This window comes from Acinetobacter sp. A47, from assembly GCF_000805455.1.
Taxonomy (GTDB): Bacteria; Pseudomonadota; Gammaproteobacteria; order Pseudomonadales; family Moraxellaceae; genus Acinetobacter.
The window spans coordinates 238,401-252,341 of record NZ_JSUS01000001.1; the positions used below are offsets into that span (position 1 = coordinate 238,401).

At 40.4% G+C, this 13,941-nt stretch carries 14 protein-coding genes and 1 pseudogene; all 15 read left to right on the top strand.

Annotated elements, in window-relative coordinates; all coding sequences use genetic code 11:
- The first annotated feature begins 168 nt into the window (after positions 1-168).
- The 15 genes and pseudogenes from OC23_RS01055 (at position 169) to OC23_RS01125 (ending at position 13,929) form a co-directional block, all read left to right on the top strand.
- Positions 169-705 (top strand): hypothetical protein, encoded by a 537-nt coding sequence (locus tag OC23_RS01055; RefSeq protein ID WP_038342160.1) that lies wholly within the window; start codon positions 169-171, stop codon positions 703-705.
- A gap of 64 nt (positions 706-769) precedes the next feature.
- Complete coding sequence (locus tag OC23_RS01060) at positions 770-1,153, top strand: hypothetical protein (protein ID WP_038342162.1); 384 nt, start codon at positions 770-772, stop codon at positions 1,151-1,153.
- Between the two features lies 1 nt (position 1,154).
- Positions 1,155-1,550: a phage tail terminator-like protein gene (locus tag OC23_RS01065; RefSeq protein ID WP_038342164.1), complete on the top strand. Its 396-nt coding sequence runs from the start codon at positions 1,155-1,157 to the stop codon at positions 1,548-1,550.
- A gap of 1 nt (position 1,551) precedes the next feature.
- Positions 1,552-1,773 carry a hypothetical protein gene (locus OC23_RS01070; protein ID WP_038342165.1) on the top strand — a complete coding sequence of 74 codons (222 nt, stop codon included), beginning with the start codon at positions 1,552-1,554 and terminating at the stop codon, positions 1,771-1,773.
- Between the two features lie 109 nt (positions 1,774-1,882).
- Entirely contained in the window at positions 1,883-2,821 is a 939-nt protein-coding gene (locus tag OC23_RS01075; RefSeq protein WP_038342166.1) for a phage tail tube protein, read from the top strand.
- A gap of 54 nt (positions 2,822-2,875) precedes the next feature.
- Complete coding sequence (locus tag OC23_RS01080) at positions 2,876-3,409, top strand: hypothetical protein (RefSeq protein ID WP_038342168.1); 534 nt, start codon at positions 2,876-2,878, stop codon at positions 3,407-3,409.
- A 113-nt stretch (positions 3,410-3,522) separates the two neighbouring features.
- Positions 3,523-3,666 (top strand): hypothetical protein, encoded by a 144-nt coding sequence (locus OC23_RS19220; RefSeq protein WP_171194716.1) that lies wholly within the window; start codon positions 3,523-3,525, stop codon positions 3,664-3,666.
- 89 nt (positions 3,667-3,755) lie between these two features.
- Complete coding sequence (locus OC23_RS01090) at positions 3,756-8,000, top strand: tape measure protein (RefSeq protein ID WP_052209121.1); 4,245 nt, start codon at positions 3,756-3,758, stop codon at positions 7,998-8,000.
- Between the two features lie 92 nt (positions 8,001-8,092).
- A complete protein-coding gene (locus tag OC23_RS01095) occupies positions 8,093-8,719 on the top strand; it encodes a hypothetical protein (RefSeq protein WP_052209122.1) in 627 nt (208 codons plus the stop codon).
- Between the two features lie 526 nt (positions 8,720-9,245).
- A pseudogene (locus OC23_RS01100) lies at positions 9,246-10,958 on the top strand (alpha-keto acid decarboxylase family protein); the annotation flags it as partial.
- 184 nt (positions 10,959-11,142) lie between these two features.
- Positions 11,143-11,487, top strand: a complete 345-nt coding sequence (locus OC23_RS01105) for a phage tail protein (protein WP_038342172.1) — start codon at positions 11,143-11,145, stop codon at positions 11,485-11,487.
- 48 nt (positions 11,488-11,535) lie between these two features.
- On the top strand, positions 11,536-12,255 hold the full coding sequence (locus OC23_RS01110) for a phage minor tail protein L (protein ID WP_038342174.1): 720 nt from the start codon (positions 11,536-11,538) through the stop codon (positions 12,253-12,255).
- A 5-nt stretch (positions 12,256-12,260) separates the two neighbouring features.
- The gene (locus OC23_RS01115; RefSeq protein WP_038342176.1) at positions 12,261-13,007 is read left to right on the top strand and encodes a C40 family peptidase; all 747 of its coding nucleotides are present in this window, start codon (positions 12,261-12,263) and stop codon (positions 13,005-13,007) included.
- 57 nt (positions 13,008-13,064) lie between these two features.
- The gene (locus tag OC23_RS01120) at positions 13,065-13,265 is read left to right on the top strand and encodes a hypothetical protein (protein WP_038342178.1); all 201 of its coding nucleotides are present in this window, start codon (positions 13,065-13,067) and stop codon (positions 13,263-13,265) included.
- 10 nt (positions 13,266-13,275) lie between these two features.
- A complete protein-coding gene (locus OC23_RS01125; RefSeq protein WP_038342180.1) occupies positions 13,276-13,929 on the top strand; it encodes a tail assembly protein in 654 nt (217 codons plus the stop codon).
- The last annotated feature ends 12 nt before the right edge of the window (positions 13,930-13,941 follow it).

The window sequence follows — 13,941 nt, forward strand, 5'->3', positions numbered from 1 at the left end:
TATATACTAAGTTGTACATTTAATTATAATTAAATTACAGAGGGTATTTATGGCTTATATTGATAAAAAAACTGTTTCTCACATTCAGTTGAAAGTTCCTTTAAAAAAGGGACAAAAATAGGGGCCTATAGTTCTCTTGAGCATGAGGTACTTATTAGATACAACAACATGAATGTATTAGGTTTGGATGGTTTTTTTAATGGTTATAAAATGGTTGGTTTTGATTCTATAAGTGAAATTAATTTATTTTCTCAAGATTTAAAATGCGAGAAAATTGATAAAGAGGCTGGAATATTAATCCGTGAAAAAATTCAGGAAAATCTTTATAAAATTTATCTAACTTGTGTAAAAGTGTTAAATAAAGCAATTTCTTTTAGTCATTTTAGAGAGCTAATGCATGTCGCGAGTATAAAAGGTGTTTGGGACTATAAAGGGCTTACTCTTAATTATGTTCCATTTATACTTTTAACATTCTCTGACCAGCTTAGTAATTATTTCCCTAACAACAAGGGCTTTATTAAGTATAAAATAGTATTTCAACCAGATATTACAGCATATGATCAACTATGGAATACCCCATATTTGGAGAAAAATATTTTGAAAGTTAATAAAAATAATGGTGAGATTCTAGAGATTATCCCAATTCCTCAAGATCCCTTTAAAGATATTGAACCTGAATATTTTTCAAGGATTAAAGTTAAATAATTCATAACTAAACTAGAATAAGAACCGCCTAAAGCTTCATGGCGGTTTTTTATGAGGGTATAAAATGTCTTGGAAAGGCAAAAAGCCGTCTGATTTTGCAGTCCAGGTTAAGCTGGACGGTGAGAAGTTAATCAAAGATATGGGGATGGATCTGATTCAGGGGGTGATTGTTGGCACCCCGGTAGATACCGGCACCGCACGCGGCAACTGGAGGGCTTCAAATACCCCGGATTATAAATATGATCTAAAAGACCAGGATGCCTCTGGGCAAGGCACAATCAATAAAGTCTATGTGTTCTTTTCCCAGAATGCCAAACTTGGATCTCTTATCTACCTGCAGAATAATTTGCCCTATATTGAGCGTCTTGAAAATGGCTGGTCAGATCAGGCACCCCAAGGCATGGTCTCTACAACGATGAATATGATCAAACAGAAATATGGTGGTTAGAATGGCAATGACATTAGAGGATACACGTATAGCCATTACTGAGCGTATGCGCTCGTTTAAGGGTATTTCGTCTGAGCGCATAGGTTATCCTAATTTAACGTTTAATCCGCCAGATACGGGCCTGTGGTGCCGTTTAAATATCATTTTTGGTAAAAGCCTTATAGCCGGATTGGCTGAAAAGCCAATAACCCGCCGTACCGGTACCATCAATATCCAATGTTTTGCCCGGCCCAATACCGGCACAAAAGAAATGAGCATTTTAAATACGGCGCTCCTCGAGCATTTTGAATATTTTTCTGTTGGCCACCTTGAGTTTTCTGAAGGTGAAGCAGTTCATGCCGGGACCAGTAACGATTTCGATATGTATAATGTGATAGTCGGGTTCAGGGTAAATTGACATGAATGAATACACAAAACTACTCCATGAAATTGAAAGTAATAAACAAGCTTTAGAAGCAGAGCTTGCTCAGGTCATTGGTGAGACAGTGGCCAAATGGCAGGCTAAACATCAACTGGCCGTTAAGAGCCTCTATGTTGATTTAGCTGATACGCAAAGTCTCGGTGCACCGAAAAGCTATACGGTTACTGGAGTGAGTGTCGATCTCGACTATCAGCCTTGATTAACTGAAAAGTCCCTATGACTAAGCCCGCATTACGCGGGCTTAGTCATTTCTGAATACCACCTTTCTGAGGTGGTTTTTTTATGCCTGAAGAAAAGGAGGAAACCACATGTCTAGTGGTGCTCGTCAAATTACCCATATTGCCAAAGAAGCAACCGTAGGGGTAACACCTGCAGTCTTTGCCAGAACAGTTTTTGAATTTACAGAAAACGGTCTTGATGCAACTGTAACGAAAGAAGAGTCAAAATCAATTACCAGTGGCCGCATTGCCCGCGCATCCATGATCACCGGCGCCGAATATGCCGGGGATTTGGGTTGTGAAGCGAAATATAGCCCATTGGTTCAGGATCTGATGGCCGCAGCCGCGTTTAACGACTGGACTAATGACGTGCTCGTATTCGGTGGTACCAAGCGACAAACCTTCTCTGTCTTGCGTGGTTTTGAAGATGTTAATGATTACCATACTTTCCGGGGATGCCATGTAAATACATTTAGTATTGATATCCCTGAATCCGGTCTTATCAAGATGACATTTGGCCTTATGGCCTTAGGCCGCATCAATACCGCGAAAGCTCCAGCAGGCACAGTGACTGAAGCCGACTCAAACCCTAAGATGTCTAATGTGTCGGTCGGAGAAATCCTTCTGGACGGTGTTTCACAAGCGGGGGTATCTTGCCTGACCGCATTTTCATATAAATGGGATAACACGATGCAGCTACAACGCTGCCTCGGTAACGGCGCAGATCCAAAGGCTATTTTGGAAATGGGCGCTCTGGCCACCGGTAGTTTTACCGCAGCCTGGTCTCGCAATACTTCAGACATGTACGAAAAGCAGTTTAAAAATAAAACCATTTCTTTGAAGGTTCCAATCGAAGATACAGCCGGTAATAAATACGAAATCTTCATTCCTAAAGCTGAAATTAAGGCGCCATTGCCAAGCGGCGGGAAAGGAGACATTTTGAATACATCATTTGAATATTCAGCAGTTGAGCAGGCGCCAACGATTACCCGTATTCCAGCTCCTGTAGCCCCGGCGCCTAAGGCATAAAGATTAAATTAATTCAATGGCAGTCCTAAGGGCTGCTTTTTTTTGGAGATAAACATGACATTGAAAGTAAGCATTCAAAACAATAAGACAGTTAGCTTGTGGTGTTCTTATAAAGATGAAGATGGCAATGTTTTAGCAGAATTCAAGATTCGTGGCAGTGGTTACAAGCCCTACAAAGTTGCCTTGGAGCGGGCAAACAATCAAATCTCATCTAAAGGATTTGATGTGGTGACGGCAAGGGCAACCGATAAGCTATTTCCAGAATTGTTACTTGAATGTGTTGCATGCCACCTGATCGAAGACTGGAAGGGGATCGTGTTTCATGAAGAAAATCAGGATGGGGAGCTTGTTGAGGTCGAACCAGAATGTTCTCCGGAAAATGCGATTAAGCTTCTTAATCAAAGTGACATTGGCCCTGTGATCTGGGCATTTGTGAATTCCGAATCGGAACGCATTCAAAAAGAAGCCGATTTATACCGGGATGAAGTCGTGGGAAAGTCATCAAGCTCTACCAATGGTGCAAGTTCGGATCAGAAGAAGAAGCGAACGACTACAGCAAAAAACAAGCTGCCATCGCAAGTGCGTTAAATCTGAAAAATACAAATGCGGTAGAGAAGCCAGAGTATTCAGTTACGGCTTATGAGATTTTAAATGCCTATAACGTGATTTCACGTTCAAGACGTTATGAGCAAGGAATCCCAATGGCTTTAGATATCTCGGCCATTTCTGCATATTGTGATCATTATGAATTACCCGTGGATCGGCAAATTTTTAATGATTGTATTTTTGAAATGGATAACCTCTTTTTAGATGAATCTCACCAAAAACACCTGAAGAAAACATAAGCCGGTTAGAAATTTAATCCCGGCTGTTTCGGTTCTTTATACCCCGAGTCTCACGACTTGGGGTTTTTTATTGCTTAAAGGAAAGTTAAATGACCCAAGAAGCCCGCCTAGTCGTTGTAATTGATTCAAAAAATGCGGAACGAAATGCAAAAGCATTAGCCGAAGAAATGTCCAGAGTTACCACCAGTGGTGATGAGGTGGGAAAGCAAATTACAGTTACCAACAATATTATCCAGAATTTTAATACGACTGTTAATAACAGCAATTCAACAATAAACAAAACCACTGAAGTTACAAGAAAAGCAACTCAACAAAACCAGCAGCTTTCACAGTCTTTTAAAAACACGACCCAAGAAATCGATAAACAAGAAAAGCGCCTTAACACTTATAACACCTCGATCAAGGCTCTGGCCGGGCATGTGATTGGCCTCATGACTGTACATGCGGCCATTAACGATATGGACATGTATACAGGATTGCAAAACCGCCTGAAGCTGATCACCAACTCCCAAGATGAATTAAAGCAAGCGATGGAAGATACATTCCGGATTGCTCAAAATACCCGAACCCACTGGGAGTCTACAATTCAGGTTTATCAACGTTTTGGGGATAACGCAAAAACACTGGGAATTGATTTAAACAAAGTTGCCGAGCTTACCGAAACGGTCGGGAAAGCTGTCGCGATCAGTGGTGCATCGACACAGGCAGCAGATGCTGCTTTGGTTCAGTTCGGGCAGGCACTTGCAAGTGGTACTTTACGCGGGGAAGAGCTGAACTCTGTCATGGAGCAAACACCAGGTCTTGCAAAAGCTATTGCCAGCGGGATGGGGATCACTGTTGGTGAATTAAGAAGCGTTGCGGCCCAGGGAAAAATTACATCTGAAGAGCTGGTCAAGGCATTAACAAATGCAAAGTCTGAGGTTGATGAGCTGTTTGCCAAAACTGACGTGACTATTCAGCAATCCGGGCAGATGCTGAAGAACGAGATTACTAAATTTATTGGTGAAACCGGGCAAGCCAGTGGTGCCGCCAGTGTTTTAGCGAGCTCAATTCAAACACTGGCCCAGAATTTAAGTCTTATTGCTGATGTAGCACTGCTTGGGGGAGTTGCATATTTAACAAAAGCCATCGTTACTAAGACTATTGCGGTTCGCGGTGATGTAGTCGCAACAATGGCAAGTCGTCAAGCATCGGTGGCCAAGGCACAAGCTGAGTTTGCAGAAGCTACGGCCACTTTAAATGCTGCAAAAGCTCACCTTGCCAATGTAAGAGCGACGAATGCTGAGACCCAGGCGAAGTACGGCGCTACGGCAGCCGCTTTACGCTATTCACAGGCCCAAGCGGCGGTAACTGCTGCCACCAATGCTCAAACTGCAGCACAGGTGCGATTAACCACTGTAACGGCCGCTTTTGGCCGAGTTGCAAGTGGTGCATTTGCATTGATTGGCGGGCCTATTGGTGCGATCTCTTTGGGGGTAGCCGGACTTGCCGCCGTGTATATGTACCTTCAGAACCGTACTGAAGAGGCGAACAAGAAACTGGAAGAACAAGGAAAAGTTGCCGATAAGACAAGTGAAGAGCTATCGAAATTACAGGGTGTTGAGCGTAAGGCCGCAGTGGATGATTTGAAGGATGCTTTTGAGGCCCAGAATAAAGCATTAGAGAAATCCAGACTGACAGTTGGCGCCGCATTGATTGATATTCAAAATTATGAAAAGGGCAACTGGAAAGTTGTCGAGGTAATTAATCAGGCGAACAAGGGCACTATTAGCTACAGTGAAGCTGTTAAACAGCTGAACGATATGAAAATCTCACCAGATTTATATAAGGCATTAAAGCAGCAGGTAGAGCAATACAATCAAAATTATGAAAAGGCCAATAAGTCTGCCACTGCCCTAAAGATTTTTGGGGTAGAGGTTAAATTAGCTGGAAATAAAGCACAGAATGCCGCATTACAGCACAAGCAGCAGAATGAGGCTCTTAATGGTACTGAAGAAGCTGCTAATAAAGCATCACAAGCACTTAAAGAATATCAGCAAACTTTAACTGACCGTAAAAACTATGCCCAGTTTAAATATAACCTGATGGCACACTTTGGCTTCAGTCAGGAGGCCGCTGAAGAGCTGGCAAAGGCACAAGAGAAAGCTGGCGGTTTTACTAAACGCATGAGCAAAGAAACGGTACAAGATATTTTAAAAACTTTAGATGTTGAAAAAAAATATAAAGATCTTGTTGAAGAAACCAATGAAAAGCAGAAGGAACGTACCAAGGAGTTAGAAAAACAATTAGAACTGGGCAAAATGGTTGGTGCCAGTGCTTTAGGTGGATTAAGGATCAAATCAGCCGAATCGATTGGAGGTGGACAAGTACGCGGGTATACGGCTGAATTTGCCCAGCTTACCCAAAACTTGCTCGGAAACAAACTTACCCGGTTTACCGCATTTAACGACCGGTATCACAAAGGGACTAAAAGTAAACATGCAACGGGTAATGCATTTGATTTTACCGTACGTAATGCAAAAGAAGCCGAGGAGGCAATTGCCAGCCTAAATGAAATGGCCAAGAAATATGGTTTTACCATTAAGACGATCAACGAATATGCAAATCCATCTAAACGTGCAACCGGTGGCCATGTGCATGTATCTGTACTTGGTTATAACGGGAATGTCGACCGGATTAAAGATGCAAAAGCAGAAGCGAAAATTAATGAAGATTCACAAAAATTAAGTGATCAGGCTGCAGCTGCACGAATTCAATTAGAGCGTGAGGTTGCAGACAAAATTTCGCAGATCCGTAGCAATCTGGCGGATAAATTCAAGGAAATTGATAAAGCCGGGTACAGCGATGGCGAAGCAACGAAACTCAAAGCAAAGTATCAGGCACGGGCCGATAATGAAATTGCGGTTGAACAGCAAGCATTAAAAACAAAGCTTGATGAGTATAGCAATTATTTAAAGTCAGAAGAGGACTTGCTGAAGGAAAGTTTTGCACGTCGTCAGTTTGATGCAGCGCATGACTTGGATTTAACAAAAACTGAACGTAAGGCAGTTGTCACTCTATTGGCACAGCAATTAAAGCAGGAACAAGCATTACTTGAGCTGGCCAAAGAGCAGCGCTTATTTCAGGCAAGACAAGCATTTATGTCGGAAACGGATATGATTCATGAACGTTACCGTTTAGAAAGAGAGGAGATTTTAAAAAATACCAAAATCAAAGACGATGAAAGAAAGCAGTTAATCCGATATTCAAAGATGAGTCAGGAAAAAGAACTTAATGATCGTTTAAAAGACTCAACTTTGGAAATGGCCAGAATTAAAGCTGAAATGACAGGAACCGGGCCATTATTTGAAATTAACCAAACAAAAGCATCACGCTATCATGAAAATGAAAAGTGGTACGACTCAAAAACAGCCGTAATTGATCATAATGAAGGTAATCAGTTAGAGGTGTTACAAAGCCAGTTCGATGCACAATTAATTTCACAGCAGGAATTTGAAGACCAGAAAACCGCAATCATTCAATCTGCTCATGAACAGCGCGAAGCCATTTATAAGGAGTTTAAACAAAACGAAGCAGATATCGATATAGCTGCTGGTCAAGCACAACTTGATTTCTATATGCAGAAAGCTCAAGCAACAGTAGGGACATTTCAAGGAATGTTCGGGGCAATCCTAGGCGAGCAGTCTACTGCCTATAGAACAATGTTTGCAGTTAATCAGGCATTCGCCTTGGCTGAGGCTGGTAGAAACCTTTGGAAGTCTGCATCTGATGCTTATGCTGCTGAGTCAGGCGCCGTATGGCAAAAAGCCGGGGCTGCGGCCAAAGCTGTAATTGACCAGGGGACATTCATTGCAATGATCCAAGCCGCCACACCGAAAGGTTTTTTTGATGGTGGTTATACTGGCCACGGTGGTAAATATGATGAGGCCGGTATTGTGCACAAAGGCGAAGTAGTCTGGTCACAAGATGATATCAAACGCTGGGGTGGTGTAAGTGTTGTTGAGGCAATGCGGAAAAATAGCCCTAAGGGTTATTCAGATGGTGGTGTGGTATCTAATTTTGACAGCCGCCAAGCGGTTCTGCGAGAGTCCCGTCAACATGACTCAATCCAGCAATCCAGAACCTTGAATCTAATAGCGCCGAAGGTAACTATCATTAATCAGACAACTAAAGAGCTGGATGCCACAACTGAGTGGGATGGTGAAGAGCTCAAAATTAAGCTTGAGGAGTTTAAAAAACAAAATGAGGCTATGGTAGATAGAAAGATTTCACAATCTTGGAGAGATGCTGAAAGACAAGGTGGAGCCTTGGATCGTATAAAACGCAGTAAATAATTTATACAGATTTAGTGGGGGACGCCCCACTAATTTGAATTTATATATTTTTTTTTGCTAAAGTGACTGCATTTATTTACAGGAATTATCAAGTGAAAAAGATTTTACTTTTGAGTCTGATTTTTGGGATGGTTGGGTGCAGTAAAAATAATGCCATACATGCAGATAGTGATGCACCAGATAAGAATAATGCAACAGTTATTAGTGGAGCACAATCTAAGACTAAAGCGCCAGAATCAAAGCCTATAGACCTGGACACGAACTGGTTGTATGGGGAAAAAAAGGATGAGATGAGAGGAAAAACTACTAAGTTTGCATCGCTACTATCTGATAATCAGGTTAACTTTGATTTCCCCTATGATGGTGGTTCACATCTAATTATAACCTTAAAAAAGAAAAACGCCGAACCAACTGATGTACTCTTTTCAGTTACTAAAGGGCAATATTCATGTAATACGATCTCAGATTATTGCTATGCGAGTGTTAAATTTGATAATCAGAAAATAATAAATATAGCGTTATCTGAGCCAGAACAACATTCAAGTGATGTCTTATTCATTGAAGATCAAGTCGATGCTGATAATTTTATTAATTCAATACTGAAGTCCAAAAGTGTGATAATTGAATTGCCATTTTACCGAGAAGGTAGACAGCAATTTAAATTTACCCTTTACGGTTTGAAATGGGATGCTGCTCAAAATTCTCAGGCGAAGAGCTAATCGACTTTCACATGTATAAAAACCGAGTTTCCATTTAAACGGAAATTGGGGTATAGTTTTAATAGTGTGGTCGTACTTTAGTTTGATCATGTAAGTATTAAAGCTCATCAATTTGGTGAGCTTTTTTTGTGCCTGAGAGTAATTAAGTAATAAAAATAGATTTTTTATTCTAAAAAAATGGTGTTTTTATAAATTTATAACAATGTGTTTACAATAAATTTGTTCACCAAATAAATCAATTTCAGTGTAACCCATTTATTTTATATATATTTTTTACCATATATTAGAGGTGGTTCTTTGCTTAGTTTACATTTTATTTTCTAAATCAAATTTTATACAAAATTATTGCAGCATAACTATGTTTTTAAAACAGTAGATTATAAGAATTTTTATTGTTTCATAGTTACTTTTGTAGTTTGAGCTAAAGGTTTTCTTCTGTTACTTTTAACGGATCAACTCAAGCAATTAAAGTTTAAGTTTTACAGCCTTTGAGTTGATTAAATAATATTTAAAAAGGAAAGCTAATATGTTTATAGAAATTGGAAAATACTTAAATCAACGCTTATTAGAACTGGGTGTCCAGCATATATTCGGCATGCCTGGAGATTATAACCTTTCTTATTTAGAGCAAGTTGAGAAGAATGAAAAGTTAAATTTTATTGGAAACTGCAATGAATTAAATGCTGCTTATGCTGCAGATGGTTATGCACGTAGTAATGGATTTTCTGCTTTAGTTACTGCTTATGGTGTTGGGGATTTAAGTGCAATAAATGGGATTGCAGGGGCATATGCCCATAATGTACCGATTGTTCATCTATCGGGTATTCCTCCCTTACATATCGTCAATAAAAGAATCATAAGTCATCACACTCTATTGGATGGGAATTATGAAAATGTTATGAACTGTATGAAGGAATTTACAGTTGCTCAAACTCGTTTAACACCAGCCAATGCTGCGCTTGAGATTGATCGTGTTTTACGACAATGCATTATTGAAAGACGACCTGTATATATACAAATACCTTCTGATATAACTCATATTAAAATTAGAGTAAATCCAGAACCATTAAACCTAAACTTACCTTTAAGTGATCCAGAGCTATTAGATATTGCAACAGAACAGATATGTAAAGCTCTGTCAAAAGCAAATCGACCAGCTTTTTTAATTGATGAAGCTGCGAAAATTTTTGGGGTGAGTCCAATTTTAACGCAGATAGCTATACATCATAATATTCCGTATGCTTGTTTATGTTCAGCAAAGAATGTGATGGATGAATCGCTACCTCAATATGCAGGTACCTATATGGGGCACCTTAGTCAGCCTGAAACTCGAAAAATTATTGAGCAATCAGATTGTCTAATTGGTGTTGGTGTGCGCCTTAGTGATGCCAGTACATGTTTATTTACCCACCAACTTCCTAAAGAAAACTTTATTGAAATATCTCAACATGATCTAAGTATAGAAAATCGCAATTTTCCAGGCGTGGGAATGACACAGCTCTTTGAAAAACTTCAACATCGTTTAAAGCTATCTCCCACTGCACCATTCAAATTGGAAAAGTCGAAGGCAAAGTTTGAGAAGATCATTGAAGATGAGAGTTTGTCTCAAGCTGTTCTATGGAAATATATAGAACGTTTTTTTAAGCCTCATGATGTCATTATTGCTGAAATAGGAACTTCAAGTTCAGCTTTGGCAGCAATGCAATTACCAGCAACAGCTGATTTTATTTCGCAGACCCAATGGGGGGCGATAGGTTTTACACTACCGGCTATGTTGGGAAGCCTTCTGGCCCAACCAGAACGACGTCATATTTTATTTATTGGCGATGGCGCAATTCAGCTCACTGTTCAAGAGCTTTCTACAATTATCCGTCATAAGCTTAAACCTATAATTTTTGTAGTAAATAATGGAGGTTATACCATTGAGCGGCTAATTTTAGGTGAGAACTCATCTTATAATAATATCCAAAATTGGAAATATACCGAAATTGTGCCAGTGTTTAATGAAGGCGAGCAATATCGTAGCGTTGTCGTGGAAACAGAAGGGCAATTAAGCGAAGCATTAAATATGGCGGCTGATACAAATAGCCTGACCTTGATTGAGTTAAAACTCCCCATGATGGATGCTTCGGTTAACTTACGCAAATTTGGTGATATGACTGCTCAACATGATTTTGGTGATTTCGGTTATAAAAAACTGCAGTCAAATCAGGGGAGCAAAAAAGATCTGTGTAATTTTGCCCAGCCGTTTAATTATTCCAGTCTGGTTGAGATGAAAGAACGTCAGTTGCATTCTAAAAAACCGAGTTTTCATTTTCCTGAAAACTAAGGTATAGTTTTATTAGTGTGGTCGTACTTTAGTTTGATCATGTAAGTATTAAAGCTCATCAATTTGGTGAGCTTTTTTTGTGCCTGAGAAAAATATGAGTAATTTGGTTTTCAACTGGGAGTGTGACTTAAACGGTAATTCTCAAACCCAGAATTTTAAAGTTTTAAACACATCCTTTGGTGATGGTTATGAGCAGAATACCTCAGTCGGCATCAACAACATCAAGGGTGAATGGAAGTACCAGCGGACGGCTTATAAAAGCGAAATTTTAGCGATTAAGGCGTTCTTTGATAAGCACCGTGGTAGTGAGTCATTTTTATGGAACTCACCCCTTGATGGGCAAGTGCGCGTGAAAACGGATGTCAATTATAACCATATGCAACTGGGCGGTGATGTGTGGCAAATCTCAACAACTTTTAAGCAGGTTTTCCACCCTTAATCATTATTTCATTTAAGCCCTGGATGGGGCTTTTTTTGTGAGTAAAGAATGGCATTAACAAGTGATTTTCAAAAACTGGAGGTTGATGGATTAATCTCTTTATTCGAGCTGGATGCTTCACATTTTGGTATTGGAGTTTTGCGTTTTCATGGCCTAATGGCTCAGCGCAATGGCGAAGAATGGAGACCTAACATAATTTGGCAAGGTCAAGTATATGAACCGATTTCAATTGAAGCAAAAGGGATGGAAATGCGCTCTGATGGACGTGCTTCAGCGCCTATATTAACCATTGCAAATAATATCAATGGAATCCAAGGTGCTATTTCAGCCTACTGTCTGCAATATGGTGATTTTGCTGGAGCAAAGCTCAAAGTCATTACAACGCTTGCTAAATATCTGGACGCTGCAAACTTTCCGGACGGCAATCCCACAGCTTCAAATGAATCAAAAGAGCAGCATTGGTATATCGAGCAAAAGATTTCTGAAAACCCGATGCAAGTCGTTTTTGAATTATCAAACCCGATAGATTTTGAAGGTTTGCGTATTCCAGCGCGTCAGATTACCTCACTTTGTGATGAAGCCTGTAAAGGCCGTTATCGTGGTGAAGTTTGCGGATACATCGGTACAAAATTTTATACGGATAAAGATGAGCCTACTACAGATCCTGCTTTGGATCGTTGCTCTGGGCGTTTAAAAGCTTGTCGCCTTCGTTTCGGTGAAAATTCACCTTTACCTTTCTGCGGTTTCCCTGCATCTAACTTAATGTGATGAATATGAGACTGACTTTAAAAATTAAGAAAGCAATTGCATTACATGCGAAGGATAGTTACCCGTCAGAGTGCTGCGGCGTTATTGTTAATCGAGAATACATTCCTTGTCGCAACATTGCTAAATCTAATGATCAATTTGAGATTGATCCAGTGGATCTGGCCGCAGCCGAAGACAAAGGCGAGATTACAGCTTACGTGCACAGCCACCCTGATGGTACCACGACTGCATCGGAGCTAGATTTAAAGCAAATTGAATTGCATGAAAAGCCGTGGGTCATTTGCTCATATCCTGATTTAGATTTTGAAGTGTACAAACCCTATGGATATCGCGCCCCTTTATTGGGGCGTAATTATTTTCATGGATGGCAAGATTGTTACTCACTTATTCAGGATTTTTACGAACGTGAGCTTGGAATCAACTTGATTGATTTTGAGCGTGCGGACGCGTGGTGGGAAGATCCAGAGCACGCATCACTTTATCTTGAAAACTATCAAAAAGCAGGCTTTTACGAAGTCGATAGTCCACAGTATGGCGACATGATTATTTGCCGTGTTGGACGAACTGAACACCCGAATCACGCTGTACTTTGGCTGGGTGATCATTGGGATTTGAAATCTGAAGAAACCGATCCGTGCTTTGGCAATTCATTGATTCTGCATCACCCGTATGGCCGTAAATCCGTGCGCGAAATCTATGGCAAACAATGGCTCGATAGAACCGTCAAAATTTTAAGACATCGCGATATTTAAACGATTCATCAATCCGATGAAAAAACCGCCGCAAGGCATAACTTTGGAGTAAATAGTATGACAAATTCAGTCCCTAAAAGCGTATCAATCACCGAAGCAAATCTCATCAACTGGTTTGATGGTCAGTTGAAATCTTTAAGATTTAACGACAATCTCGACGTGGAAAAGCTATCTTTAACTTTTGATAAAAAAACAGGTTATTCAATTCTTTTAGAAACTGCCCCTATTCAGGAATTACCTGCGCCTGACGAAGCTTAAGGAGAAGGGAATGCTCAAAACAATCAAATTATACGGTGTACTGGGAAAGAAATTCGGTAAAGTCTTTAAGCTTGACGTTTCAAGCACTAAAGAAGCGGTACGTGCCCTATGTGTCCAGGTGCCGGGTTTTGAGCATTTCATGATGAACGCTCATCACCAAGGTATGGAATTTGCCATTTTCTTAGATGGTAAAGATCTTGGTATCGCAAAAAGGGGCAAAAAAAAATCATCATTTTATGATCCGGATACCAAGCGGACAATCAATGGAAATAATATCGGCATTGAACAAGTCGAAATGCATACAGAATCAAAAGTAATTCATATCGTTCCAAGAATTATAGGTGCAGGTGGTGGTGGCGTATTCCAGACAATCTTAGGCGTGGTGCTTGTTGTAGTTGGCGCGGTCGCTATGGCTTACGGACAAGCTTGGGGGGCAAGCTTAGTTGGTACAGGTATAGGGATGATCGTTGGAGGTGTCGCGCAAATGCTGATGCCTAAAATCGACAATGAAAATCAAAACCAAGACGGGAACCGGGCCAATAAAGGCTTCGGTGGGGCCGTGACTACGGTTGCTCAGGGTAACCCGGTTCCGGTTCTCTACGGCCAGCGTGAGATCGGCGGATTTATTGTAAGTGCAGGACAGTTCCCTGAAGACCAGATGTAAAACAATTAGTTG

Bases quoted from the DNA above. Each gene is read 5' to 3' on its own strand.
- OC23_RS01055 (WP_038342160.1), top strand. From the start codon at position 169: ATGAATGTATTAGGTTTGGATGGTTTTTTTAATGGTTATAAAATGGTT.
- OC23_RS01060 (WP_038342162.1), top strand. From the start codon at position 770: ATGTCTTGGAAAGGCAAAAAGCCGTCTGATTTTGCAGTCCAGGTTAAG.
- OC23_RS01065 (WP_038342164.1), top strand. From the start codon at position 1,155: ATGGCAATGACATTAGAGGATACACGTATAGCCATTACTGAGCGTATG.
- OC23_RS01070 (WP_038342165.1), top strand. From the start codon at position 1,552: ATGAATGAATACACAAAACTACTCCATGAAATTGAAAGTAATAAACAA.
- OC23_RS01075 (WP_038342166.1), top strand. From the start codon at position 1,883: ATGTCTAGTGGTGCTCGTCAAATTACCCATATTGCCAAAGAAGCAACC.
- OC23_RS01080 (WP_038342168.1), top strand. From the start codon at position 2,876: ATGACATTGAAAGTAAGCATTCAAAACAATAAGACAGTTAGCTTGTGG.
- OC23_RS19220 (WP_171194716.1), top strand. From the start codon at position 3,523: ATGGCTTTAGATATCTCGGCCATTTCTGCATATTGTGATCATTATGAA.
- OC23_RS01090 (WP_052209121.1), top strand. From the start codon at position 3,756: ATGACCCAAGAAGCCCGCCTAGTCGTTGTAATTGATTCAAAAAATGCG.
- OC23_RS01105 (WP_038342172.1), top strand. From the start codon at position 11,143: ATGAGTAATTTGGTTTTCAACTGGGAGTGTGACTTAAACGGTAATTCT.
- OC23_RS01110 (WP_038342174.1), top strand. From the start codon at position 11,536: ATGGCATTAACAAGTGATTTTCAAAAACTGGAGGTTGATGGATTAATC.
- OC23_RS01115 (WP_038342176.1), top strand. From the start codon at position 12,261: ATGAGACTGACTTTAAAAATTAAGAAAGCAATTGCATTACATGCGAAG.
- OC23_RS01120 (WP_038342178.1), top strand. From the start codon at position 13,065: ATGACAAATTCAGTCCCTAAAAGCGTATCAATCACCGAAGCAAATCTC.
- OC23_RS01125 (WP_038342180.1), top strand. From the start codon at position 13,276: ATGCTCAAAACAATCAAATTATACGGTGTACTGGGAAAGAAATTCGGT.